We start from the raw sequence: 24,683 nt of genomic DNA, 5'->3' as shown, positions 1-24,683 counted from the left end.
TTCGGTCGGGTCCGGCTGGGGGTCGTGGCGGCATGCGTGCCGCCACGACAGGCCTCAGGACTACTTCGCAGCGATGTCGCTCAAGCGGTAGATGCCGTCCGCCGCAGGCTTCCAGGTGAACGACGAGGTCACGGCGTACGTGTAGTTGCCGGTGTAGAGCGGCAGGTGGTACGCCTCCTGTGCGTTCAGCGCCCAGATCTTCTGGTACACCGCGGTCCGGGCCGAGTCCGCCGCGGACTGCTGCTCGGCGTACAGCTTCGCCATCTGCGGGTCGCGAGCATAATCTTCCGGTCCGCCGGCGAGCAGCTGACTGACGACCACATCACCGTCCATGCTCGACGGCGCCCAGCCCTCCAGATACATCCCCGGAATCTGGTGGTTGGCGATCTTCAGGCTCAGACTCGTCTGCTGCTCACCGACGAGGCGCACCTTGATGCCGACCTTCTGCAGGTAGCCCTGAACCGCCTGCGCGATATCGGGTGCCATCTGGTCGCCGCCGCTGCTGGCGAAGTCGAAGGGAATCTCCTGACCCGCGTAGCCGGCCTTGCTCAGCAGCTGCTTGGCCTTGGACGGGCTGTACTCGGGCACGGGAAAGTCCGGCACATGCCCCTGCACGCCCTCGGAGACGAGTTCTCCGTTGTTCACGCCCTTGCCGCCCAGCAGCGTCTTGATCAACGACTCCCGGTCGATCGCCAGCGAGATGGCCTGCCGCACGTCCCGATTCGCGAGCACGCCCGCCGTGCTGTTGATGCCGATCTGCATCACTTGGTTGGACGGCTCCGAGACGACGCTCACACCCGTCGACCCCTTCAGCGACGGCACCTGGTTCGCAGAGATCGGCGCAATGTCGAGGGTTCCCGACTGAACACCGGTCAGACGCGCGCTGGGGTCGCCGACGAACGACATCGTGACATTCTCGACATCCGGCTTCTCGCCCCAATAGTCGTCATTGCGCTTGAACTGGTAGCTCACGCCGTGCTTCCACGACACGAAGGAATAGGGACCGGTCCCCACCGGGTGGTTCTCGAAGTCCTTCCCCTCCTTCTCGTATACGCTCTGCGGCACGATGCCGATCGTGGCGACCTGGTTCAGCCACGCGCTGAACGGATTCTTGAGAACGAATTCGATCACGCCGGGCTTGACCTCGGACACGCTCTTGACCATCGCGATGGCCACCCGGTTGGTCGAGGTGGTCGAATCGAGGATCTTCTGATAGGTGTACACGATGTCGGACGGCTTCAACTCGTCGCCGTTCTGGAACTTGACGCCCTTGCGGATCGTGAAGTCCCACACGCTCGAGTCGGCGTTGTGAGTCCACTCCGTCGCCAGTCCAGGCACGATCTGGCCGCTCGCAGTGATCCGGGTGAGCCCGTCATACAGCGCGTAATAGATGTTCCACGACGAGATGCTGCGGGTCATGATCGGGTCGGTGTCGGACGGTTCGGTCGGCAGCGCAACGGTGACGCTGGATGCCTTCGTGCCACCGCCGCCGGGGTTCGTCGTGGCGACGCACCCCGTCAGCACGAGCGCGCAGGCAGCTGCAGACACGACGGCCGCGAGATACCGCTTCTTCATTGTTCCTCCGTTGGAATGCGAGATGCAGTCGGTTTCGACGTCCGCGTAGCCGGCGTTCGGGTCATCGCGTCGCGCTTGGTATACGAAATCGTCCCCATCAGTCTGATACCGGTCCGACGACGCTGTCAACACCTTTACGACGGCAGTTTCGGGAGGGCGCACGCGGGTATCGGGCCCACGATGAGCGGACCGCTTCGACTGCGGAAAGCCGCGATCTCTCATGTGCATTCGGGTTGTCTCGAGCACAATTCCTCTGCGGAGACCGGCTCGACGTGGCAAGCTACTTGGCAACGACGGTCGACGGTGCCGTTTCGTATACGTGTCGTCGAAAGGAGATCACATGCCACAGGAAGTCGCTCGCCAAGCCGATGCCTTCCGCCCCGAGGCGGATCGAGTGGCCGATGCGATCCGTCAGCAGATCATCGACGGCGTCCGCGCACCGGGCAGCAGGCTCGTCGAGCGCGAGATCTCCGAAGAGACGGGGGTCAGCCGTGTTCCTGTCCGCGATGCCCTCAAGGCGCTCGTGGCGGAGGGTCTCGCGACCTCGCGACCGTTCTCCGGGGCCGTCGTCTGGAGGGCCTCCGAGCGCGACATCGACGAGTTGATCGAGGTGCGTTCGGGACTCGAGACGCTGGCGTTCAGCCTGGCGACCCGGCGCGCGACCATCTCCGATCTCGCCGAGCTGACCGAAGTGCTGCGCCGAGAGCGTCAGGCCGCCGATGAGGGCGAGTCCGTCAGTGCTCGACGCGCCGCCGCAGAGTTCCATGCGTGCGTGACGCGCATTGCGGACAACAGTCTGCTCAGCGAGCTCTACCGCGTCACAGATGGCCGGATGCGGTGGCTGCTCGCCCAGCACGATGACCTGCACGCGATGCTCGCCGAGCATGAGGCGCTCTACCAGGCGATCGCAGACGGCGACGAGAAGCGCGCAGGCAAGATCGCCGTCCGTCACGTCACGTCGAGCCGCAAGGCCGCTGTCAAGCATCTCGCCTCCCTTCGCCCCGAGGCCGAAGGAACTGCGCCGCAGCTGATGCCGTCATCGACCGTTCATTGACGGGGAAGCTGTCGTATACCAAGATCGCTAACGATGGCCGAGAGAGGGCAGGAGCCACCCAACCGAGTTCGTCGGCCAATGAGAGGGAGAAGATGAGCAGCACGATTGTGCAGCGAGGCGAGAGCGCGACGAACGGGCCGATCGTGATCGTCACACAATCCTGGTCCGACGGCATCTGCTTCGTGGATGCGACGCGCACCGGGGACGACGCCGTGGTCGCGACCGTGACCGTCGGCGAGGCGCCGTGGGGTCTGGCGGTGCACGAGCCGACGGCCCGCGTCTACGTTGCGACCGCCGTCGGATTGGCCGTCGTGGACCTCGACGGGCAGGAACGCCTCGACCTCGTGCCGTATCTGGACCAGCCCGATCATGTCGCATACGGCGAGGAGCGTCCTGGCGGGACCGGCGTCGTCGTCACGCCCGACGGCGGCAAGGTCTTCGTCGCGGTCACTCGTGAGGGTCGGGAGTCGGCGGTCGAGGTGTTCGACACCGCGGCCGGCCGCTTCGTCGATTCCATCGACGTCGGGCTGCGGCCCTTCGACGTGCAGATCTCCCCCTCCGGGGACGAGGTCTACACGATCGACCACGACTCCTTCACTCTGCACACGATCGATGTCGCCGACCACAGCGTTCGTCGGGCCGACGTGTCGCCTTTCGGCACCGCGGGCGGGCTCATGTCCCACCAGAAGCCGCATTACGCTGCAGTCGCCCCCACCGGCGAGCTCTTCCTGCCATACCAGGGCAGGGGCCTGGTCACCTTCGACCCGGTCGCGCAGAGCTACACGACGGCAGCGATGACCGGCGACACCCATCAGCACGGCGTCGGCCTCACGCACGACGGCCGGCTGCTGGTGGTGGGCGTCGGCGCCATCGGCGGCGCCACGCTGGGTCCGAGCCTCACGATCCGTGAGACGAACGGCGTGGAGGCTCTCGTCCAGCTCGACAAGGGCCACGAGAACGTCGTCGAATGGATCAGTCCCGCCGACAACCGGGCCAAGGCGCTGCTCACCGGCGGTTCGACGAGCCGCGGCCCCTGGGACGGCCTGACCGTCATCGACCTCGAGACGCAGGAGCGCTACGAAGTTCCCGTCCCCGGGCGTCCGCAGGGTGTGGCCCTGCTCACGGCGGAACGCGTCGCACCGGCGGGCATGGCCTGAACGACGCTTCGATCCCCTTCCACAACGCCCGACGGTATGCGATACCACCCCATCGGGTCAGGCGCAATGCCCCCGGCTGCCCACCGGATCTCGCGTAGGGTCGGGCTCAAGCACACGTGCGACCGCACGTTGAGAGAGGGGAGCAGACATGAGCATCGGACTCGGCATAGTCCTCTTCGTCATCGGAGCGATCCTCACATTCGCGCTCCACATCGAGGTGTCGTGGATCGACCTGCAGCTGGTCGGCTACATCCTGATGGGTGCGGGAGTGGTGGTGTTCCTGATCGGCATCGCCTTCCTCATGAGGCGTCGCCGCACGATCGCGACGTCGCACACGACGGTCGATCCGCGTACCGGCGACTCGGTGCGCCGCGACGAGTCGTCGACGCCCGAAGACCTGCAATGAGGACCGTGCCTCAGACCTCGATGATCTCGATCTGACGGAACAGATCGGCGTCGATCGCCGTGCGCACGTCGTCGATGAGGTCGTCGGCGACCGGTGAATCGACGGTCAGCACCGAGAGCGCCTGCCCGCCCGCAGCGCGGCGCGCGATCTGCATGCCGGCGATGTTGATGCCTGCGTCGCCGAAGCGCTGGCCGTAGACCGCGACGATGCCGGGACGGTCGGTGTAGAGCATGACGATGTGGTGCTGCTCGATGGGCAGTTCGACCGCATAGTCGTTGATGCCGACGAGCTTCTCGATCTGCTTGGGGCCGGTGAGCGTGCCCGAGACCGCCAGCTGCGAACCGTCCGACAGCGCACCGCGCAGCGTGATGACGTTGCGGTATTCGGGGCTGTCGTCGTCGACGATGAGCCGCACCTCGACGCCGCGCTGCTCGGCCAGCAGCGGTGCGTTCACGTATGACACCGACTCGCTGACGATGGGCGTGAACACGCCCTTGAGCGCGGCGAGCTTGAGAACGCTCACGTCATACCCCTGCAGCTCGCCGTGCACCTCGACGTCGAGGCTGGTCAGAGGCGAGCGTGCGAGGCCCGAGAAGATCTGGCCGAGCTTCTCGACCAGTGGGATCCCCGGGCGTACGTACGGGTCGATGACGCCGCCGGCGACGTTGACCGCGTCGGGCACCAGCTCGCCGTCGAGCGCGAGGCGCACCGACTTCGCGACCGAGACGCCCGCCTTCTCCTGCGCCTCGGCGGTGGATGCGCCCAGGTGCGGCGTGACGGTCACGTTCGGCAGCGCCAGCAGCCGCTGATCGGCGGGCGGCTCGGACGAGAAGACGTCGAGCCCGGCGCCGGCGATCTCGCCGTCGCGCAGGGCGGCGAACAGCGCCTCTTCGTCGATCAGGCCGCCGCGGGCCACATTGACCACGAACGCGGTCGGCTTCATCCGCTGCAGCTGAGCCGCACCGATCATGCCGGTCGTCTCGGGGGTCTTCGGCATGTGGATCGTGACGAAGTCGCTGCGCTCGAGCAGCTCGTCCAGGCTCACGAGCTCGACCCCCAGCTGCTGGGCGCGGGCGCTGGTGACATACGGGTCGTACGCGATGACCTTCATGTCGAAGCCCTGCAGGCGAGCGGTGATCAGCGCGCCGATCCGGCCGAGCCCGATGATGCCCACGGTCTTCTCGAACAGCTCGACGCCGGTGAACGAGCTGCGCTTCCACTCCCCCGCCGACAGCGATGCGTGCGCGGCCGGGATGCGGCGGGCGAGGCTCAGGATGTGGCCGACCGTCAGCTCGGCCGCCGAGATGATGTTCGAGGTCGGGGCGTTGACGACCATGACGCCGGCCGTGGTGGCGGCGGGCGTGTCGACATTGTCGAGTCCGACGCCCGCGCGGGCGATCACCTTCAGACGCGGCGAGGCGGCGATGGCCTCGGCATCCATCTTCGTCGCCGACCGGATCAGCACCGCGTTCGCCTCGGCGAGGGCGGCCAGGAGCGCCGGCCGGTCGGTGCCGTCGACGCGACGGACCTCGAAGTCCGGGCCGAGGGCGTCGATCGTGGCAGGCGAGAGCTGTTCGGCGATGAGGACGACGGGTTTGGTCACGACGAGAGGCCCTTCGACAGGCGCGCAGCGCGCGATGGCGGTGATGACGGGATGCCGCGCCGCACGCCTTCGGGGCGAGACGGTGACAGCCTACCGCGCGGGCCGGGGCGCCCTCGACCGTGTGACACCGGGAGTCGGGCGGTTCACCCGAGCAGCTGCGCACCGTACGCGTACGCGTAGCCGAGCACGTTGAACCAGAACACGCCCACCAGAGCGAGGCCTGCGAGCATCACCAGCGCGAACGGGGCCAGACGGCGCCGCCACCCGATCGAGAAGGCCGCCGCGAAGACGATGATGGGGAAGGCGACAGCGAATCCCATGACGAGCCAGCCGAGCCCGTTCAGCCCCACCGTGCCGTCGGCCTGGACGACCAGGAAGGCGACCGCGTTCCACACCACGTACGCATAGAACAGCCCGAACGCCCCCGCGATCGTCGCAATCAGCCACGTGGGCAGCTGCCGGCGGCGGCGGACCACAGGTCCCTTCGCGTCGCTCACGAAAGCCCTCCCATCAGCATCGGCCACGGAACGAGCAGGATCGCGCCGACGATGAGCCACGCCCAGCGCAGCCATGCGCGGCGACGGCGCGTGAGCAGGTACACGGTGCAGAACCAGATCAGCGGGGCCGCGATCGCAAGCCAGGCGAGCACGGTGTTGCCGGCCGTCCACATCACGGGGCCGCTGCCGTCGGAGGTCATCATGCGACCCGCGACGCGGCTCACGCGCAGAGCGCCGATGATCCAGCCGATCGTGTAGAGCAGATACACGCCGCCGAGCACTCCGAACCCCACGAGGGCGGCATTGCTCAGCTGCGCGGGTTCGTCCGCGTGGCCGCCGTGGACACCGTCGGCCGAGGGGTCGGTGACAGTGTCGCCGGCCGCCGCAGGGACGTCGTGCCTCACCCGCTCCGAGCCGGGCCCCTTCGCCGCCCAGCCGTTCGGCAGCGACACCTCGGACTCGTCGTCGCCCGCCCAGTGCAGGGCGTCATCGTCCTCTGGATTGCGCGGATCGGAGGCCATGCGCGTCAGTCTAGGGCACCGTCCCCGATGCCCCGGGGTCACGCCGGCCGGGTGCGTGCGGCGGCCACGGCGGCCCGCACGATACCGGGATCGGTGACGTCGTGCCCGTCCGCGCCGCCGCCCGGTCCGCTGGGCGCCGTGTCGCCCGACGGCGTCCGCGCCGACAGATGCACGGCGTCCACCCCCGCTGCACGCAATGCGGGAATGTCCTGCACCCGCACGCCCCCGCCGGCCATGATCTGCATCCGGCCGGCAGCGCGCTCGACCATACAGGCCAGCATCCCGGCGCCGTCGATGCTGCGCGCGGCTCCTCCCGACGTCAGCACGCGTACGACGCCGGCGCCGGCCAGGGCGTCCAGGACGGCGGCGGGGTCGGACAGCGTGTCGATCGCCCGATGGAAGACCACGTCGGCGCCGGCCGCGGCATCCCGCCACCGCGCGAGGGTATCGAGGTCGACGCGGCCGTCCACGGTCAGGCAGCCGACGACCACGGCGCCCACGCCGAGGTCCACGAGACGGCGGATATCGGCTGTCACGACCGCCGCCTCGTCGGCGTCGTACACGAAGCCGCCGCCGCGCGGGCGCACGAGCGGGGCCACGGCGTGCGCGGTGCCGAGCGTCTCGATGACGCGCTCCACGGTGCCGATCGACGGGGTGAGGCCGCCGACGCCCAGCGCCTGGCACAGTTCCACGCGATCGGCGCCCTCGGCCAGGGCGATGCGCGCCCCGGCCGGGCCCTGCACGGCGATCTCGACGGCGACCCTCGTCGACGCGGTGGCGGTCATGGCTTCATCGTAAGGACGGCGATTGCCTCGCCGCGCAGCGCGTCGGGGATCGTCGCCTCGGCGCGGCCGTCGGGCAGGCGGGTGAGCACGGCGGCGGACCCGTCCGCCCACCGCGCGTCGGCCGCGCCGGCCAGTTCGGCCGGGAGGTCGACGGTGCCGACAGCCGGGTCGAGCGTGTGCACGTGCACGCCCGCGGCCGACGTTGTGTAGGCCCGCGGCGCGCCGACGCGCTCGCCCGCACGGATCCACGGGCGGGTGCCGTACACCGCGGCGCCGTTCGTGCGCAGCCAGGCGCCGAGTTCGCGCATCGAGGCGCGCTGCAGGTCGGGGATCGACCCGTCCGCACGCGGCCCGACGTTCAGCAGCAGGTTGCCGTTCTTTGCGACGACGTCCACGAACAGCCGGATCAGCGCGGCACCCGACAGCGAATGACGCGCGTCCTCGTCCTGGTTGTAGCCGAACGAGAAGCCGAGGCCACGCGTGGACTCCCACACGGGCTCGAGGATGTCGGGGATGTCGGTGTACTCGCGGGTCAGGTACCCGTGGTACGGCACGCCCCAGCGGTCGTTCACGGCCCCGTCGGGCACCGCCTCGAAGTATCGACGCAAGAGGGCCGCGACCCCGAAGTCGCCATCGCCCTTGCCGCCGTCGGGCCAGTCGATGTCGTTCCACAGCACGTCGGGGCGGAACCGGGCGATCAGCTCGTCGAGCTGCGCGGCCGCGTACCGGGCGTAGAACTCGTCGTTGCGGCGATACCGGAACAGATCCGTGTCGCTCTCGATCGGCGGGAAGTCGCTGACGTGCCAGTCCAGCGCTCCGGAGAAGTAGACGCCGAACCGGGTCCCGCGTCGCCGGGTGGCCTCATGCAGCTCGGCGACGAGGTCGCGGTGCGGTCCGCGGCGGACCGCGTTGAAGCCGGTGGTCGCGGTGTCCCACAGGCAGAAGCCCTCGTGGTGCTTGGTGGTGGGCACGATGTACTGCGCGCCGGCGTCGACGAGATCGCCCACGAACGCATGGGCATCGAACGCCGAGGCGTCCCACAGGTCGGCGAGGTCCTCGTACGACGTGCCGGTGCCGTACACGCGCTGGTGCCGCTCCCAGGTGGGGCTGCCGGGGATGCGGACGGTGTTGCCGTACCACTCCGCGTACTGGTGGTGCATGTAGGCGTCCTCGACGGGTACCCGCCGGCTGCCAGGCGGCGTGCCCCATGCCGGCACCGAGTACAGCCCCCAGTGCACGAAGAAGCCGAGCTTGGCGTCGCGGAACCAGTCCGGGACGCCGGCGTCGGGATAGGTCGGGGCGGCATCGCCGAGGTCGGGGCCGATGCGCGACTCGAAGTTCATCATGCGGCGTCCTCCTCGCCGCGGCGGGTGACCACGGGCGTCAGGTCGGGTTCGGGGATCGAGCGATCGAACGGAACCACTCCGGGGGCGAGACGATGGTGACCGAGCCGGATGAGGTCTTGGTCCACTCCCCCGGGCGTGAGGGCCAGGGTCCAGTCGGCGGCCAGCTCGTAGAGCTCCGGCTCGAGGTAGCCGATCTTGACGATCACGATGTCGGCGGTCTCGGGATCGAGGCCCAGCATGCGGAAATCGTCGAGGTGGTGGAACGGCTTGCGCCGCTCGGTCACGATCGCGTGCACCGACCCGGCGCGGACGACGACCTGGGTACCGGCATCCCGGTCGCCGTCCGTGATCGACACGACCTCGCCGCGCAGGGCGACCGGGCCGCGGGGCCCCGGATCCACCCTGCCTCCGACGGAGAGATCCACCGTCGCGCCGACGCCTGCCGCAACGGCGGCGGCGACCGCGGCCGCGTCGAACACGGACGCGTGGATCACGGTGCGCGAGCCGTCGGCCAGGTCGGCCCGGCCGAGCAGTTCGCCGAGCGTCCACGACACGTCGCCGGCACCGCCGGCGGTGGGGTTGTCGCCCGAGTCCGAGATGACATACGGACGTGCGGCGCCGGGGGCGAGCGCGCGGTCGAGCGCGTCGGAGAGGGATGCCGTGGGCCCGGCGAACGCGAAGTCGTCGCGTGCGTCCCAGTAGAGGCGGGCCAGGCACTCCGCCTCCCGTGCGATGACCGCGCGGTCGTCGCCGGCCACGACGACGGCCGCCTGGCACCGCGGCTCGTCGGCCCACGCGTAGCCCACCCAGATCGCGGCGTCGACGACGCCGGGCAGGGCCTCGACCTTCGGCACCTGCGCGTAGATGCCCTTCGCGGGCTCGAGCCGGGTGCTCGTCTTCTCGCCCGGCAGCAGCACGGGCACCTGCACCCAGGCCTTGAAGGGGCGCCGGCGGGCAGGCTCCGCGCCCCCGGGCCCGCGCAGCCTCGCGAGCAGGTGGTGCACGGCGCGCTCCTTCGTGTTCATCCAGTCCTCGTGCGGGGCCATCCGGTAGCAGGTGATCAGGTCGACCGCGTCGAGCAGCGTGCGAGAGACGTTGCCGTGCAGGTCCATCGAGGCGCTCACCAGCGTGTCGGGCCCGAGCATCTCGCGGACGGCCGTTGCCAGGTCGGCCTCGGCGTCGTCCATGCCCACCACGCTCATGGCGCCGTGGATGTCGAAGAAGAACCCGTCGAACGGGCCCTGCGCGCGGATGCCGGTGAGGATCGCGTCCTTCATCCGCCGGTACGTCGCCGGGTCCACCGCGCCGCCGGGCAGCGAACGGCCGTGCGTCAGGGGCACCCACTCCGCCGCGTCCCGGTGCGGGCGCCCCTCGTCCAGGAACGGATAGTAGGCGAGCAGGTCCTCCCCGGTGCGGATCGTGAACGCCTCGTCGCCCGAGACGTGCGGCGAGAACGTGCTCGACTCGATCGAGATGCCGGCGATCCCGATGCGTGGCCGGCGCATTCCGTCCGGTGCGACGTCGGGCAGCGCGCCCATCCAGATCTGCGAGGCTTCGGGGCGGTCGGTCATGTGCTCTCTTTCCGGTGATGGATTCAGTGGACGGGGGCGGCCAGCTGGGCGGCGCGAGCGGCACCCAGCGCCACCGCACTGTCGCCCAGGGTCCCGCGCACGATGCGCAGGGCGGCGCCGGAGACCGGTGAGTCGGTGGCCAGAGTACGCGCGATGGCGGGCGACAGGAGGTCCCAGGAGCGCACGACGCCGCCGCCGATGACGGCGACCGACACGTCGACGATGCCGGCGGCCGTCGCGCACGCCAGCGCGAGGGCACGGCCGGCTGCGTCGAAGACCGCGCGCGCGCCCGGATCCCCCGCCCGGGCCCGCTGGGCGACCTCGTGCGCACCGACGCCGTGGTCGCCGGTGCGCTCGCCGTACCGCCGGCCGATCGATGTGCCGGATGCGACGGTCTCGAGGTGGCCCACCTGCCCGCACGTGCAGCGGATGTCGCCGTACCCGGGCGTGTGCCCGATCTCTCCGGCGCCGCCGTGCGGTCCATGGCGCAGCACGCCGTCGAGCAGGAGCGCTCCGCCGACGCCGGTGCCGAGCATGACCCCGAGGACATCGTCAGCGGGCGCCGCTCCCCAGGCGGACTCGCCGACCAGGAACGCGTTCACGTCGTTCTCGATGTGGACCGGCACATGCAGCCGCTCACCGAGCGCGTCACCGAGCCGGTAGCCGGCCCAACCGCTGAACGTCTGGGATGCCGCGACGACGACGCCCTCGGCGTTGTCGACCACGCCGGCCGTCCCGACGCCCGCCGTCACGATCTCGAGACCGTGTCGCCGGCCGAGTTCTCTGACCAGACCCGCTGCGGCGTCCGCGATCGCATCGCCGCCCTCGCGCGCCGGGGTGGGCACGCTGTCGCGTGCGATCGCCGTGCCGTCGCCGAGCGTGAGGATCGCGGCGATCTTGGTGCCGCCGATGTCGATCCCGGCGATGGGAACCGGATCAGCCATCGTCGCCCACCTCGTGCCGGTAGCCGGTCTGCGCGGTGAAGCGGGCGAGCATGTCCGCCGCGCGGGTTCGACGGGCGGACCAGAGATTCTCGCGTTCGCCGGGGTCGCGCGTCAGATCGTAGAACTGCGCGTCCGCGGCAGCCGGTCCGACCGGATGCCCCACCGGGTCGCTGAAGCCCCCGGACCCCGTCGAGAGGATCGCCTTCTGGTCGCCTTCTCGCAGCACGAGGGCGCCGTCGAACGCCTGTTGACCGATCACGCGCGGGGCCGAGGGGGCCAGTCCCGCCAGTGCCACCCCGTCCACCTGGGAGTCGCCGTGCGCCGACGCGGGTGCACCGGTGAGCAGCGCGAGTGTGGGAAGCACATCCAGGAGGCTGACCGGCTCGTCGACCGCGCCGGGTGCGATGCCGGGACCGGCGACGATCAGCGGCACGCGGTGGCCGCCCTCCCACGCGTCGGCCTTCTGACCGCGCCAAGCGCCGTTCGGACGATGCTCCGTGACGTCCCCGTCCTCGGGGAAGATCATCGGGGCGCCGTTGTCACTGGTGAACACGATCAGGGTGTCGTCCGCGACGCCGGCTTCGTGCAGCACGTCGCAGATCCGTCCCACCATCCAGTCGACGAGGCAGACCGCGTCGCCGCGGGCCCCGGCATCCGACCGCCCCCGCACGAACCGCGGAGGCACGCACGGGCGGTGCGGCGCGGCTGAGGCGACGTACGCGAAGAACGGCTCATCGGCGATGGCCTGCTCGCGGATCCAGTCGCAGGCGGCGCCCACGATGTCGACATCCACCTCGTCGTCCTGCCACCCCTCGACCTGCAGTCCGGGCCGTTGGCTGGTCACCAGCGGGTCCTTCTCGCGGTCCGGGATGCCGACGGTGCGGTCCTGGTCCAGATAGCAGTACGGCGGCATGTCGAGCGAGCCGGCGATGCCGAAGAAGCGGTCGAAACCGTGTGCGAGCGGTCCGTCGGCGAACGGCGTCGAATAGTCGACGTCGCGCCCGGACGCCTGCATGTCGGAGCGGAACGCCTCGCCGAACGCCGTACGGGTCGTGCCGTCGGCACGGGTCCAGCCCAGGCCGAGGTGCCATTTGCCGAACGCACCGGTCCGGTATCCGGCATCCCGGAGCACCGACGCCACGGTCGCCTGCCCGTCACGGAGGATGGACGGATCGGTGCCGCCGAGCACGCCGTCCCGCAAGGGCGAGCGCCAGGGGTATTCGCCCGTCAGCAGGCCGTACCGGCTCGGCGTGCATACGGCCGAGACCGCATGGCAGTCCGTGTACCGCAGACCGGTGGTGGCCAGCGCGTCGAGCACGGGCGTGGGGATCGCCGTGCTCCCGAAACATCCGAGGTCGCCCCAGCCGAGGTCGTCGGCGAGGAACACGACGATGTTCGGCCTATGGGTGACGGCGTTCACCGTCCCGCCAGTCCGACGGTCGCGATGCCCTTCACCAGGTGCTTCTGCAGGAGCAGGAGGAGGATCAGCGTCGGCGCGATCGAGATCATCGAGGCTGCGATGATGAGGTTCCAGGACGCGCCGTGCTCACCGAAGAACGTCTGGAGCCCGAGCGGCACGTTGCCGAGTGCGTGGATGTCGTTCACCGCGATCAGCGGCCAGAGGAAGCTGTTCCAGTAGGTGATGAACGTCCACACCGCGAGGACGGCCAGTGACGGACGTGCCAACGGGAGGATGACCTGCCAGAACGTGCGCAGATTGCTGCAGCCGTCCATGCGCGACGCCTCGACGAGCTCGTACGGCAGCGTCGAGAAGAACTGTCGCAGCAGGAAGGTTCCGAAGGCCCCGAACGCCCACGGCAGGATCAGGGCCTGCCACGTGTTGATCCATCCGAACTTCTGCATCAGCAGGAACATCGGGATGACCAGCACCTCTTGCGGGATCATCATCGTCGCCAGATAGGCGAGCATGCTCTGATCTCGGCCGCGCCAGCGCAGGATGCCGAATGCGTAGGCCGCCAGCGCCGAGACGACCAGCACGATGATCGTGCCGCCCACCGACTGGATGATGCCGTTGACGATGTACTGCAGGAACGGAGCGTTCTGGAACACCTCGACGTAGTTCTGCCAGCGGAACTCGCTGCCCCACAGTGACGGCGGCGATTGGAAGATCTCGTTGTTCGGCTTGAACGACGACGTGATCGTGAAGATGACCGGGAACAGGAACAGCACGGCGACGACCGCGAGGGCGACCTCGTTCGCCGAACGCGCCGTCCTCCGGCCGATCCGCGTGCCGATGGATGATCGGTCACTCATAGTGCACCCACTTCTTCTGCCCGGTCCACTGGACCAGCGTGACGATGAGGATCAACGCGAACAGCACGATCGCGGGCGCCGCCGCCTGGCCGAGTTGACCGGATTGGAACGCGGTCTGGTAGACGTTCATGACGACGGTGATCGTCGACGTGCCGGGGCCGCCGGCGGTCATGACGTAGGGCTCGTTGAAGATCTGGAAGGACTGGATGAGCGTCACCGTCGTCGCGAAGAAGATCGCCGGGGTCATCAGCGGCAGCTTCATCTGAATCAGCGTGCGCCACGGGCCCGCTCCGTCGAGTGCTGCCGCCGCCAGCACGTCCTCGGGCAGCTGGTCGATCGCCGCCGAGAAGATCAGCATGTTGTAGCCGAACCCGTTCCACAGGATGACGGCGACGACCGACACGAGGGCGGTCGACGTCGAACCCAGGAAGTTCGGCGGTGTCACCCCGAACAGTCCCGCCATCCAGCTCAGCACGCCGTCGGGCTGGTACAGCAGCTTCCAGATGATCGCCGTCGCGACCGACGGTGTCACCACCGGGATGAAGAACAGCACGCGGTACAGCTGTCGGAATCGGCTGGTCGCCACCCAGAACGCGACCGCGACCGTCAGCACGAGGTTGATCGGCACGATCAGCAGCGTGAACACGACGGTGTTCAGCAGGGCGGGGCCGAAGTCGCTTCGCGGCGTGAACAGCCGCGCGTAGTTGTCGAGGCCCGCGAACGAGATATCGCCGTACGTCGGCCAGTGGAACAGGCTCGTGACGATCGCGAGCACGGACGGGAACAGGATGAAGACGGTCAGCCCGGCGGCACTGGGCGTCAGGAACGCCAGTGCGGCCCGGGAATCGTTGCGTCGCCGTCGCCTTCCGCGCACGCGCACCGGCGCACGCTCGGCAAGAGCGGTCATGAGATTGCCTTCCTGGGCGGGGCGGGGGCTGCTCCCCCGCCCCGCCGTGGCTCGATGGACTTACTGGGCCGACTGCTGCACGTTCTGCAGCGCGGTGTCGGGGGTGTCGTTCCCGGAGTAGGCGAGGATGAATTCGCGCGCGATCAGCTTCGTGGTCTGATCCCACGACGAGGTGCTGATGAACGGCGTGGACTTCGCGCTCGCCGCCTCCATCGCACCCTTCGCCTGGTCGGCGTAGCCGGGGCTCTTCTTGTCGGTCGCCGTCGCCAGCGCCTGGAAGAATGCGTCGTTGGCGGCAAGACGCGCCGGGTGCGTGCCGGCCTTCGCCTGCTCGAGCTGAGCCGACTCGCTCGTGATGACCGAGATCGCCTTCGCCGCCGCTTCCTTGTTCTGGCAGCTCTTCGAGATGCCGAAGCCGGAGTTCGCCGAGTACGTGCCGCCGCCGTTCGGACCCTGCGGCAGCGCGACGACCCCGACCGGGAAGTTCGCCTGTGTTGCGTTCGACGAGATGTTCCAGTCGCCGTCCACGGCCATCGCGACGTTGCCCGCCACGAACTGCTGCTCACCCCACGGGACGTCCGACGCGCTGGCCGGGATCGACGAGACCTTCTGCTTCGTCGCGAGGCCGGAGTACCACGTGAAGGCCTGCTTCATGCCGTCATTGGTCAGGTCGAGCTTCGCATCCTCGGTCACCGGACGTGCGCCGTTGTACGCGAACAGCATCGAGAACATGTGCAGGTCCGAGAACGATTCACCGAAGGCCGGCTTGCCGGTGGCTGCGGTGATCTTCTTGGCCGCGTTCTCGAAGTCCGCCGTCGTCCAGTCGTTCGTCGGAGCGGGCACGCCGGCCTTCGCGAACGCATCCTTGTTGTAGTACAGGAGCATCGTGGACAGGCCGTAGGGGATCGCGTACTGCTGGCCGCCGACCTGGAGCGCCTTCAGAGCGCCCGGGTTCCACTGCGACTCGTCGAAGCCGACCTTCTTCATGAGCGGTCCGAGCGGCTCGAGAGCGTCCTTGAAGGCGGGAAGGCGCAGGCTCTGCATGCTGACGATGCAGGCCGTCGTGCCCGCGGCCAGCTGCGACTGCAGCTTCGTGAAGTAGTCCGCGAAGGGCGTCTGCGTGAGCTTCACCGAGATGTCGGCGTCCTGCTTGTGCACGTCCGCAGCCAGTGCCTGCCAGGAGCTGTTCGACGAACCCTGGTCCCAGAAGCTCCAGGTCAGTGCGCCGGACCCGCTGCCCGATCCGCCCGTCGACCCGGAGCAGGCAGTCAGGCCTGCGACGAGTCCGGCGACGGCGAGAATCGCCGCCGCGCTCTTCTTGTATTTCGACACGCGAATCTCCTCCGTTGCAGATGCTCAGCGACTCCACAATGCGCTGGCGATATTGGTAGTGGGGTAAATTTATCCTGCCACTTACTTTCGCGCAAGCGGGACATCCGATGTTTACGCCCTGCAAGAATCAGAACGCCCATAAGCGACGACCGACCGGGGAGGCAGCACGATGGACGGCACATCCTTTCCATCGACGGGGACGTCCAGCCGTGGACTGATCTTCAGCGAGATCGCCCGATCACCCGGGTCCAGCCGTCAGAGGGTGGCCGCACGACTCGGTCTCGTGCCGGCGACGGTCGGCACCCACGTGCGGACGTTGGTCAGGCACGGGTTCGTCCAGGAGGGGACGCCGCACACCACCACGAGCGGTCGCCCGAGCATCCCACTCCAGGCACGCGCGGACAGCGGGGTTCTGGTCGGGATATCGATCGAGAGAGCCGGCGTCCGCGCGGCGTCCGTGACGGTCGCCGGCGATGTCACCGACACCCGATACGTGCCGATCGAACCCGGCGACGAGATCGCCGGCGTCGTCACGGCCGTCGACGACCTCCGGCGTGCGCTGGAGCCTCGCCCCGTCATCGCGGTCGGCGTCACCGTGTCGGGCGTGGTCGACACGTCGGACGGCACCGTCCTGATCTCCACGGTGCTCGGATGGCATGACTTTTCGCTCGGCGATGAACTCCGAAAGGTCATATCTCTACCCGTCTTCGTCGAGAACGATGTGATCGCACTCGCACAGCGAGAGTTGGCGTTCGCTCCCTCTGTGCCCGACAGCTTCCTGCTGCTGCACATCGGAGACGGAATCGGCATGGCCATCGTCACGGCGCGGTCCATCGTGCGCGGCGTGCGTCACGGCAGCATCGAGTTCGGTCACATCAGCATGGACCCGGACGGCGCCCTGTGCCGATGCGGCAATCGCGGCTGCATGCAGACCGTCTTCGGCTACGCCGAGCTCAACGCCGCTGCACCGCGAGGCACCCTGGGGCCCCCTGAGAGGGCGCAGGATGCCGCGTCGGCGCAGTTCCTCCGGGATCGCTCGCGCGAGCTCGGACGAGCCGTGGGGTCCGTGAGCACGCTTCTCGGCATCGACCATGTACGTGTCAGCGGTCGCACGACCCAGTACTGGGATGTGATCGGCGAGACGCTCACCGACGCGATCGTGGACAGCACCCCGACACTGGGCGTTCCGCCCACCGTCGACGTCGTGACCTGGTCGGCCGCCGGCATCGCCCGCGGCGCCGCCGGTGTCGCCCTGGGCGCGCATCTGGACTCTCTGCGCTGAAACGACAGACGCAGAGCGGGCCGGAGGATCACTCCCCCGGCCCGCTCGTAGCTCGATGCGTCAGCGCGCGGCCGAGCCGTCGACGTAGTCGGCATCCTGCTGCTTCCAGGCGAACAGCGCGCGCAGCTCACGGCCGGTGGCCTCGATCGGGTGCTGCTCCTCCTGCGCGCGCAGCGACAGGAACTCGCTGCCGCCGTTGTCCTGGTCGTCGATGAAGCGCTTCGCGAACGCGCCCGACTGGATGTCGCCGAGCACGGCCTTCATGTTCTCCTTGACGTGCGGGTCGATCACGCGCGGGCCCGAGACGTAGTCGCCGTACTCCGCGGTGTCCGAGATCGACCAGCGCTGCTTGGCGATGCCGCCCTCCCACATCAGGTCCACGATGAGCTTGAGCTCGTGCAGCACCTCGAAGTAGGCGATCTGCGGCTGGTAGCCGGCCTCGACCAGCGTCTCGAAGCCGTACTGCACCAGGTGCGACATGCCGCCGCACAGCACGGCCTGCTCGCCGAACAGGTCGGTCTCGGTCTCTTCGGTGAACGTGGTCTTGATGCCGCCGGCGCGCAGGCCGCCGATCGCCTTCGCGTACGACCAGGCGGTGTCCCACGCCGCGCCCGAGGCGTCGACCTCGACGGCGACGATGACCGGGACGCCGCGGCCGGCCTCGTACTCGCGACGCACGGTGTGGCCCGGGCCCTTGGGCGCGACCATCACGACGTCGACGCCCTCGGGCGCCTGGATGTAGCCGAAGCGGATGTTGAAGCCGTGTGCGAACAGCAGCGTCTTGCCGGCGCTCAGGTGGTCCTTGATCGAGTCGGCGTAGATGCCGCGCTGGTGCTGGTCGGGGGCGAGGATGACGATCACGTCTGCCCAGTCGGCGGCGTCGGCGACGGTCTTGACCTCGAAGCCGGCCTCGGTGGACTTCGCGATGGACTTCGAGCCCTCCTTGAGGGCGATGACGACCTCGACGCCCGAGTCGCGCAGGTTCAGCGCGTGGGCGTGGCCCTGCGAGCCGTAGCCGACGATCGCGACCTTCTTGCCCTGGATGATGGACAGGTCGGCGTCGGCGTCGTGGAAGATCTCAGTGGTCATGTGGGGTTTTCTCCTTGGGTTTGAGTAGTTGTGGGACCGGGATGCCTCAGCCGCGCAGCACGCGCTCGGTGATGCTCTTGCCGCCCCGGCCGATGGCGACCAGTCCCGACTGGGCGAGTTCCTTGATGCCGAACGGCTCGAGGGCCCGCAGGAACGCGTCGACCTTGCCCTGGTCGCCGGTCACCTCGACGACGACCGCGTCGGGCGCGTAGTCGACGACCGACGCGCGGAACAGGTTCACGACCTCGAGGATGTTCGAGCGGTTGGCGTTGTCGGCGCGGACCTTGATGAGCATGTGCTCGCGCTGGACGGATGCCGCCGGCTCCAGCTCGACGATCTTGATGACGTTCACGAGCTTGTTCAGCTGCTTGGTCACCTGCTCGAGCGGCTGCTCCTCGACATCGACGGCGACCGTGATGCGGGACAGGCCCGGGATCTCGGTGACGCCGACCGCGAGCGACGAGATGTTGAAGCCGCGCCGGGCGAACAGTCCCGCGACGCGGGTCAGCAGGCCGGGCTTGTCCTCCACCAGGAGGCTCAGCACGTGGTTGGGCATGACGATCCTCCTCAGTCTTCCTGCTCGAACGCGGGCGCGTGGTCGCGTGCGTACTGGATGTAGCTGTTGCTGACGCCCTGCGGCACCATGGGCCACACCATCGCGTCGGCGCTGACCACGAAGTCGATCACCACCGGGCGGTCGTTGGTCTCCAGTGCCGTCTTGATCGCGGCATCCACGTCTTCTTCCTTCTCGACGCGGATCGCGAGGCACCCGTACGCCTCGGCGAGCTTGACGAAATCGGGGACGTGGATCGTGCCGTGGCCGGTGTTCAGGTCGGTGTTCGAGTGGCGGCCGTTGTAGAACAGCGTCTGCCACTGGCGCACCATGCCCAGCGACGAGTTGTTGATGACGGCGACCTTGATCGGGATGTCGTTGATGACGCAGGTCGCAAGCTCCTGGTTCGTCATCTGGAAGCAGCCGTCGCCGTCGATCGCCCAGACGACGCGGTCGGGCTGGCCGACCTTCGCCCCCATCGCGGCGGGCACGGCGTAGCCCATGGTGCCGGCGCCGCCGGAGTTCAGCCAGGCGTTCGGCCGCTCGTACTTGATAAACTGCGCGGCCCACATCTGATGCTGGCCGACGCCGGCCGCGTACACGGCCTCGGGGCCGGTCAGCTCGCCGATGCGCTGGATGACGTACTGGGGCGAGAGCAGCCCGTCGCTCGTGGAGGCGAACCCGAGCGGGAACTCGTCGAGCAGCCCGTCCAGGTACGACCACCACTCGGTGGTGTCGGCCCCGCCGGCGGCCGCCGCACTGCGGTAGGCCACCTCGAGGTCGACCAGCACGTCCTTCAGGTCGCCGACGATCGGCACATCGGCGGTGCGGATCTTCGAGATCTCGGCGGGGTCGATGTCGACGTGCACGACCTTCGCGTGCGGGGCGAACAGCGCCGCCTTGCCGGTCACGCGATCGTCGAAGCGGGCGCCGAGGGCGACGATCAGGTCGGCCTCCTGCAGCGCGAGCACGGCGGGGACGGTGCCGTGCATCCCGGGCATGCCCAGGTGCTGCTTGTGCGAGTCGGGGAAGGCGCCCCGGGCCATCAGCGTGGTCACCACCGGCGCCCCGGTGGACTCGGCGAGCGTGCGCAACTCCTCCGCGGCACCCGCGCGCACCACGCCCCCGCCGACGTACAGCACGGGCTTGCGCGCCTCGGCGATCAGGCGTGCCGCGGCCTGGATCTGCTTGCCGTGCGCCTTGGTCACCGGCCGGTAGCCGGGCAGGTCGACCTTCGGCGGCCAGACGAACGGCGCCTCGGCGATCTGCGCGTCCTTCGTGATGTCCACGAGCACCGGACCGGGCCTGCCGGTCGAGGCGATCTCGTGTGCCGCGGCGATCGCGGCCGGGATGTCCTCGGCGCGCTTGACGAGGAACGAGTGCTTGGTGATCGGCATCGTGATGCCGACGATGTCGGCTTCTTGGAACGCGTCGGTGCCCATCAGGGTGCTGAAGACCTGACCGGTGATCGCCAGCATCGGCACCGAGTCCATGTAGGCGTCGGCGATCGCCGTGACGAGGTTGGTGGCGCCGGGGCCGGATGTGGCGATCGTGACGCCCACCTTGCCGGATGCCGATGCGTACCCCTCGGCGGCGTGACCGCCGCCCTGCTCGTGCCGCACGAGGATGTGGCGGATCTGGGACGCGTCCATCAGAGGGTCGTAGACCGGCAGGATCGCGCCGCCCGGCAGACCGAACACGTCGGTGACGCCGAGCAGTTCGAGCGAGCGGACGACGGCCTGCGCGCCGGTGAGCACAGGCGCGGACGCGGTGCGGGCGGGCGGCCGTGGCACGGCCGCAGTGGAGTCTGCGGGCATGGTGATCTTTCTTCGATTCAGCGGACTGACGGGGGTACGAATCGGCCGTTACCCGGTGACGGCTCCCTGCGCCGCAGAGCGCACGAGCTTCGAGTACTTGGCCAAGACGCCACGGGTGTAGCGCGGTTCCAATGGCTCCCACCCTTCCCTTCGGGAGCCCAGCTCGTCCACGTCGACGAGTAGGTCGAGAGTGCGAGCCGCGATATCGACCCGTATCAGATCACCATCGCGCACGAGACCGATGGGACCAGCGTCCACTGCCTCGGGTGCTATATGGCCGATGCACAGGCCGGTTGTGCCGCCTGAGAATCGACCGTCTGTCAAGAGTAATACATCTTTTCCGAGCCCCGCGCCCTTGATGGCGCCGGTGATCGCGAGCATCTCGCGCATGCCCGGACCGCCTTTCGGGCCCTCGTAGCGGATCACGACGACGTCGCCGGCGGCGATCTGCCCGGCCGCCAGGGCGTCCATCGCTGCGCGCTCCCGCTCGAACACCCGGGCGGGTCCCTCGAACACGGCCGCGTCGAAGCCGGCGGTCTTCACGACCGCGCCGTCGGGCGCCAGCGACCCGTGCAGGATCGTCAGTCCCCCGGTCGCGTGGATCGGGTCGTCGAAGCTGTGGATGACGGTTCCGTCGACCGGCTGCGGGTTCAGGGCTTCGAGGTTCTCGGCCAGGGTCTTGCCGGTGACCGTCAGCGCGTCGCCGTGCAGCAGCCCGGCATCGAGCATCGCCTTCATGACGACCGGGATGCCGCCGTGCCGATCGACGTCGTTCATGACGAATCGTCCGTACGGCTTCATGTCGGCCACGTGCGGCACCTTGTTGCCGATGCGGTTGAAGTCGTGCAGGCTCAGCTCGACCTCGGCCTCGTTCGCGATGGCCAGCAGGTGCAGGACGACGTTCGTCGACCCGCCCAGGGCCATCGCGAGCGCGATCGCATTCTCGAACGCCTCGATCGTGAGGATGTCGCGGGTCGTGATGCCCTGGCGCAGCAGCTCGACCACGGCCTCGCCGGAGCGGCGTGCGAAGAGGTCACGGCGCCGGTCGGCCGAGGGCGGGGCCGCCGAACCGGGCAGGCTCAGCCCCAGTGCCTCAGCGACCGAGGCCATCGTGTTGGCGGTGTACATGCCGCCGCACGCGCCGTCGCCGGGAGCGAACGCGCACTCGATGCGATGCAGGTCCTCCTCGGTCATCCGGCCGGCCAGGCACGCCCCGACGCCCTCGAAGGAGTCGATGATGGTGATCTCCTTCTCGGTGCCGTCGCTCAGCTTCACCCAGCCCGGAGCGATCGACCCGGCGTACAGGAACACGCTCGACAAGTCCAGCCGCGCCGAAGCCATGAGCATGCCGGGAATGGACTTGTCGCAGCCGGCCAGCAGCACCGTGCCGTCGAGGCGCTCGGCCATGACGACCGTCTCGACCGAGTCGGCGATCACCTCGCGCGAGACGAGCGAGAAGTGCATGCCCTCGTGGCCCATCGAGATGCCGTCCGAGACCGAGATGGTGCCGAACTGCAGCGGGTAACCGCCGCCGGCGTGCACGCCCTCTTTCGCGCCCTGGGCGAGCCGGTCGAGGCTCAGGTTGCACGGCGTGATCTCGTTCCAGCTCGAGGCGATGCCGATCTGGGGTTTGTCCCAGTCGCCGTCGCCCATCCCGACGCCGCGCAGCATGCCGCGCGACGTGGTGGCTTCGATGCCGTCCGTGACGACACGACTGCGGGGCTTGATGTCGATCGCGTTCTCGGGGTCAGGCATGCTCGCAGTCTATTCCGCCCTGTTCCGCCCGGCGGGTGGCCAATCCTGCGAGCAGCTCGGCGAGCGCGGCGATGTCGGGGCAGATGATCGTGGCCGCCGTCGCGCTCCCCCCGCCCACCCGCACACCGACATCCGAGGTGTCGAGGCTGCGCAGCGCATCCTCGTCGGTGACGTCGTCGCCGGCGAACAGCACGGCGTCGGCCCGGGTGAGCTCGCGCAGGTGGGCGACGGCGGTGTCCTTGCCCTCGTCGCGGAACGCGTACTCGACGATGTTGTGCCCGGTGCGGCGGCGCCAGTGCGGCGCGTGCGCGGCGACGATCGCGTCGGCGGCGTCGTTCGCCGCCGTCGCATCGGCGGCGCTCGCGCGGCGCGTGTGCACGCCGAACCCGAACGACTTCGGCTCGATCCACACGCCGGTCAGGTGCCGCGTGGCCTGCTCGGCGTCGGCGCGCAGGCGATCGCGCAGCACGATGTCCTGCGGCTGCTCGCTGGGCTCGATCGTGCCGTCCTGGGGCGTCCAGTATTCGGCGCCGTGGGAGCCGGCCAGCAGGAGCGCCGAGTCGTCGCGGTGCTCCGCGATGATCCGCAGGTCCGACAGACTCCGGCCCGACACCAGCGCGACCCAGGTGCACGGCGCCGCCGCGAGCGCTTCGACCGCAGTGCGGGCGGCCGGCAGCATCCGCGCCTGCATGGGCTCGTCGTGCAGCGGCGACAGGGTGCCGTCGAAGTCCAGCGCGACCAGCACGCGGCGTGCGGCGACGAGCCCGTCCAGGGCGCTCGTGCCGCCGGTCACGACGCGCTCGCCTCTCGCGCGTCGGCCAGTGCGCTGAGGAAGTTGCGCGACCAGGCCTGCACGTCGTGCTCCTGCACACGCTTGCGCAGTTTGCTCATGCGACGGCCCTGCTCAGCGGGGGGCATCTCGAGTGCCTGCATGATGGCCTCCTTGAGCCCCTCGATGTCGTGCGGGTTGATCCGGATGGCGCTGCCGAGCTCGTCCGCGGCGCCCGTGAACTCGCTCAGCACGAGCACGCCGCGGTTGTCCAGGCGACTGGCGATGTACTCCTTGGCGACCAGGTTCATGCCGTCGCGCAGCGCCGTGACGAGCATGACGTCGGCTGCGAGGTACAGCGCCACCATCTCTTCGCGCGGGAACGCCTGGTGCAGGTACCGGATCGCGGTGTGCTCCATCGTGTCGAACGTGCCGTTGACCCGCCCCACCATCAGCTCGATCTCGTCGCGCAGCTGCACATACGCGTCGACGCGCTCGCGACTGGGGCTGGCGACCTGGACGAGCGTGGCGTTCTCGACCGACAGCCGCTCGTCCTCGAGCAGCTCGCCGAACGCCTTCATCCGATGCCGGATCCCCTTGGTGTAGTCGAGCCGGTCGACGCCGAGCAGGATCTTCGCGGGATTGCCGAGCTCTTCGCGGATCTGGGCGGCCCTCTGGCGGATGTCGGGGCGCTTGGCCATCTCGATGTAGGCGGCGGTGTCGATCGAGATCGGGAACGCCTTGGCGAGGGCGACGCGCGTGGTGCCGTCCTGGTCGCGGATCCGGATGCCGCTGGCCCGCGTCTCGTAGCGCAGCTGACGATGCACGGCCCGAGCGAAGTTGCTCGCGTCGGCGCTGCGCTGGAAGCCGATCACGTCGGCCCCGAGCAGTCCCTCCAGCACCTGCCGGCGCCACGGCAGCTGCGCGAACAGTCCATATGCCGGGAACGGAATGTGGTGGAAGTAGCCGATCGTCACGTCGGGGCGGCGCTCGCGGATCAGCTGCGGAACCAGCTGCAGCTGATAGTCCTGCACCCAGATGGTCGCCCCGGGGGCCGCCGCGTCGGCTGCGGCGTCCGCGAACCGCTCATTGACCTTGCGGTAGGCGTTCCACCACTCGCGCCGGTAGCGGGGGACGGCGATCACGTCGTGGTACAGGGGCCAGATCGTCTCGTTCGAGAAGCCTTCGTAGTACTCCTGCACCTCTTCGGCCGACAGCGTGACCGGCACCAGGTGCGTGCCTCCGAAATCGAACTCGTCGACGCTCAGCCCCGCCTGGCCGGGCCATCCGACCCAGGCCCCGTCGACGGTGCGCATCACCGGCTCGAGCGCTGTCACCAAGCCGCCCGGCGAGGTGCGCCATCCGCCGTCCTCGTCCCGGTCGACGGGCAGGCGGTTCGCGACGACGACGAGTTCTGCCTGAGCCATGGCGCTGCCTGCCTTCGAT

Annotated in this window: 22 protein-coding genes; 4 read left to right on the top strand and 18 right to left on the bottom strand. The window is 69.1% G+C overall.

What is annotated here, in order from left to right:
- Positions 1–60: 60 nt before the first annotated feature.
- Positions 61–1,575, bottom strand: a complete 1,515-nt coding sequence (locus AC3RX0_RS04515; protein ID WP_491504735.1) for an ABC transporter substrate-binding protein — start codon at positions 1,573–1,575, stop codon at positions 61–63.
- 394 nt (positions 1,576–1,969) lie between these two features.
- On the opposite strand from AC3RX0_RS04515, the gene AC3RX0_RS04510 reads away from it, so the two are divergent.
- The 3 genes from AC3RX0_RS04510 (at position 1,970) to AC3RX0_RS04500 (ending at position 4,192) form a co-directional block, all read left to right on the top strand.
- A complete protein-coding gene (locus AC3RX0_RS04510) occupies positions 1,970–2,629 on the top strand; it encodes a GntR family transcriptional regulator (RefSeq protein WP_491504734.1) in 660 nt (219 codons plus the stop codon).
- 92 nt (positions 2,630–2,721) lie between these two features.
- Positions 2,722–3,786, top strand: coding sequence for a YncE family protein (locus tag AC3RX0_RS04505; RefSeq protein ID WP_491504733.1), 1,065 nt, complete (start codon positions 2,722–2,724; stop codon positions 3,784–3,786).
- Positions 3,787–3,934: 148 nt separating this feature from the next.
- Positions 3,935–4,192: a DUF6458 family protein gene (locus tag AC3RX0_RS04500; RefSeq protein WP_491504732.1), complete on the top strand. Its 258-nt coding sequence runs from the start codon at positions 3,935–3,937 to the stop codon at positions 4,190–4,192.
- Positions 4,193–4,202: 10 nt separating this feature from the next.
- On the opposite strand, the gene serA is transcribed toward AC3RX0_RS04500, so the two are convergent.
- The 11 genes from serA to AC3RX0_RS04445 form a co-directional block, all read right to left on the bottom strand.
- Entirely contained in the window at positions 4,203–5,795 is a 1,593-nt protein-coding gene (serA, locus tag AC3RX0_RS04495; protein ID WP_491504731.1) for a phosphoglycerate dehydrogenase, read from the bottom strand.
- A 143-nt stretch (positions 5,796–5,938) separates the two neighbouring features.
- Positions 5,939–6,292 carry a bacitracin resistance protein gene (locus AC3RX0_RS04490; protein ID WP_491504730.1) on the bottom strand — a complete coding sequence of 118 codons (354 nt, stop codon included), beginning with the start codon at positions 6,290–6,292 and terminating at the stop codon, positions 5,939–5,941.
- Positions 6,289–6,813 (bottom strand): DNA polymerase III subunit gamma/tau, encoded by a 525-nt coding sequence (locus AC3RX0_RS04485; protein ID WP_491504729.1) that lies wholly within the window; start codon positions 6,811–6,813, stop codon positions 6,289–6,291. Before AC3RX0_RS04485 ends, AC3RX0_RS04490 begins: the two co-directional genes overlap by 4 nt.
- Positions 6,814–6,851: 38 nt before the next feature.
- Positions 6,852–7,598, bottom strand: coding sequence for a copper homeostasis protein CutC (locus AC3RX0_RS04480; protein ID WP_491504728.1), 747 nt, complete (start codon positions 7,596–7,598; stop codon positions 6,852–6,854).
- Positions 7,595–8,944 carry an alpha-L-fucosidase gene (locus AC3RX0_RS04475; RefSeq protein WP_491504727.1) on the bottom strand — a complete coding sequence of 450 codons (1,350 nt, stop codon included), beginning with the start codon at positions 8,942–8,944 and terminating at the stop codon, positions 7,595–7,597. Before AC3RX0_RS04475 ends, AC3RX0_RS04480 begins: the two co-directional genes overlap by 4 nt.
- Positions 8,941–10,515 carry a M81 family metallopeptidase gene (locus AC3RX0_RS04470; RefSeq protein WP_491504726.1) on the bottom strand — a complete coding sequence of 525 codons (1,575 nt, stop codon included), beginning with the start codon at positions 10,513–10,515 and terminating at the stop codon, positions 8,941–8,943. Before AC3RX0_RS04470 ends, AC3RX0_RS04475 begins: the two co-directional genes overlap by 4 nt.
- Before the next feature lie 23 nt (positions 10,516–10,538).
- On the bottom strand, positions 10,539–11,459 hold the full coding sequence (locus tag AC3RX0_RS04465; RefSeq protein WP_491504725.1) for an ROK family protein: 921 nt from the start codon (positions 11,457–11,459) through the stop codon (positions 10,539–10,541).
- A complete protein-coding gene (locus AC3RX0_RS04460) occupies positions 11,452–12,879 on the bottom strand; it encodes a sulfatase family protein (protein ID WP_491504724.1) in 1,428 nt (475 codons plus the stop codon). Before AC3RX0_RS04460 ends, AC3RX0_RS04465 begins: the two co-directional genes overlap by 8 nt.
- Positions 12,876–13,733, bottom strand: coding sequence for a carbohydrate ABC transporter permease (locus AC3RX0_RS04455; protein WP_491504723.1), 858 nt, complete (start codon positions 13,731–13,733; stop codon positions 12,876–12,878). Before AC3RX0_RS04455 ends, AC3RX0_RS04460 begins: the two co-directional genes overlap by 4 nt.
- A complete protein-coding gene (locus AC3RX0_RS04450) occupies positions 13,726–14,640 on the bottom strand; it encodes a carbohydrate ABC transporter permease (protein ID WP_491504722.1) in 915 nt (304 codons plus the stop codon). Before AC3RX0_RS04450 ends, AC3RX0_RS04455 begins: the two co-directional genes overlap by 8 nt.
- A 60-nt stretch (positions 14,641–14,700) precedes the next feature.
- Positions 14,701–15,972 (bottom strand): ABC transporter substrate-binding protein, encoded by a 1,272-nt coding sequence (locus tag AC3RX0_RS04445; protein WP_491504721.1) that lies wholly within the window; start codon positions 15,970–15,972, stop codon positions 14,701–14,703.
- 169 nt (positions 15,973–16,141) lie between these two features.
- Between AC3RX0_RS04445 and AC3RX0_RS04440 the strand changes: the two genes are divergently transcribed.
- Complete coding sequence (locus AC3RX0_RS04440) at positions 16,142–17,254, top strand: ROK family protein (RefSeq protein ID WP_491504720.1); 1,113 nt, start codon at positions 16,142–16,144, stop codon at positions 17,252–17,254.
- Positions 17,255–17,314: 60 nt separating this feature from the next.
- On the opposite strand, the gene ilvC is transcribed toward AC3RX0_RS04440, so the two are convergent.
- Genes ilvC through otsA form a run of 6 tightly spaced genes read right to left on the bottom strand, consistent with a single transcriptional unit; the run spans position 17,315 to position 24,664 of the window.
- On the bottom strand, positions 17,315–18,343 hold the full coding sequence (ilvC, locus tag AC3RX0_RS04435; protein WP_491504719.1) for a ketol-acid reductoisomerase: 1,029 nt from the start codon (positions 18,341–18,343) through the stop codon (positions 17,315–17,317).
- Positions 18,344–18,389: 46 nt separating this feature from the next.
- Positions 18,390–18,899, bottom strand: a complete 510-nt coding sequence (gene ilvN, locus AC3RX0_RS04430) for an acetolactate synthase small subunit (protein WP_491504718.1) — start codon at positions 18,897–18,899, stop codon at positions 18,390–18,392.
- An 11-nt stretch (positions 18,900–18,910) separates the two neighbouring features.
- Positions 18,911–20,713: an acetolactate synthase large subunit gene (locus tag AC3RX0_RS04425; RefSeq protein WP_491504717.1), complete on the bottom strand. Its 1,803-nt coding sequence runs from the start codon at positions 20,711–20,713 to the stop codon at positions 18,911–18,913.
- 48 nt (positions 20,714–20,761) lie between these two features.
- Positions 20,762–22,468 (bottom strand): dihydroxy-acid dehydratase, encoded by a 1,707-nt coding sequence (gene ilvD, locus AC3RX0_RS04420; protein WP_491504716.1) that lies wholly within the window; start codon positions 22,466–22,468, stop codon positions 20,762–20,764.
- Positions 22,461–23,261 (bottom strand): trehalose-phosphatase, encoded by an 801-nt coding sequence (otsB, locus tag AC3RX0_RS04415; RefSeq protein WP_491504715.1) that lies wholly within the window; start codon positions 23,259–23,261, stop codon positions 22,461–22,463. Before otsB ends, ilvD begins: the two co-directional genes overlap by 8 nt.
- Positions 23,258–24,664 (bottom strand): alpha,alpha-trehalose-phosphate synthase (UDP-forming), encoded by a 1,407-nt coding sequence (gene otsA / locus AC3RX0_RS04410; protein WP_491504714.1) that lies wholly within the window; start codon positions 24,662–24,664, stop codon positions 23,258–23,260. The genes otsB and otsA overlap by 4 nt, the downstream gene beginning before the upstream one ends.
- Positions 24,665–24,683: the final 19 nt, after the last annotated feature.

The sequence above is a fragment of the Microbacterium sp. W1-4-2 genome (genome assembly GCF_058349885.2).
Note: the sequence above shows the minus strand (reverse complement) of the source record. Positions and strands in the feature narration are given on the sequence as shown.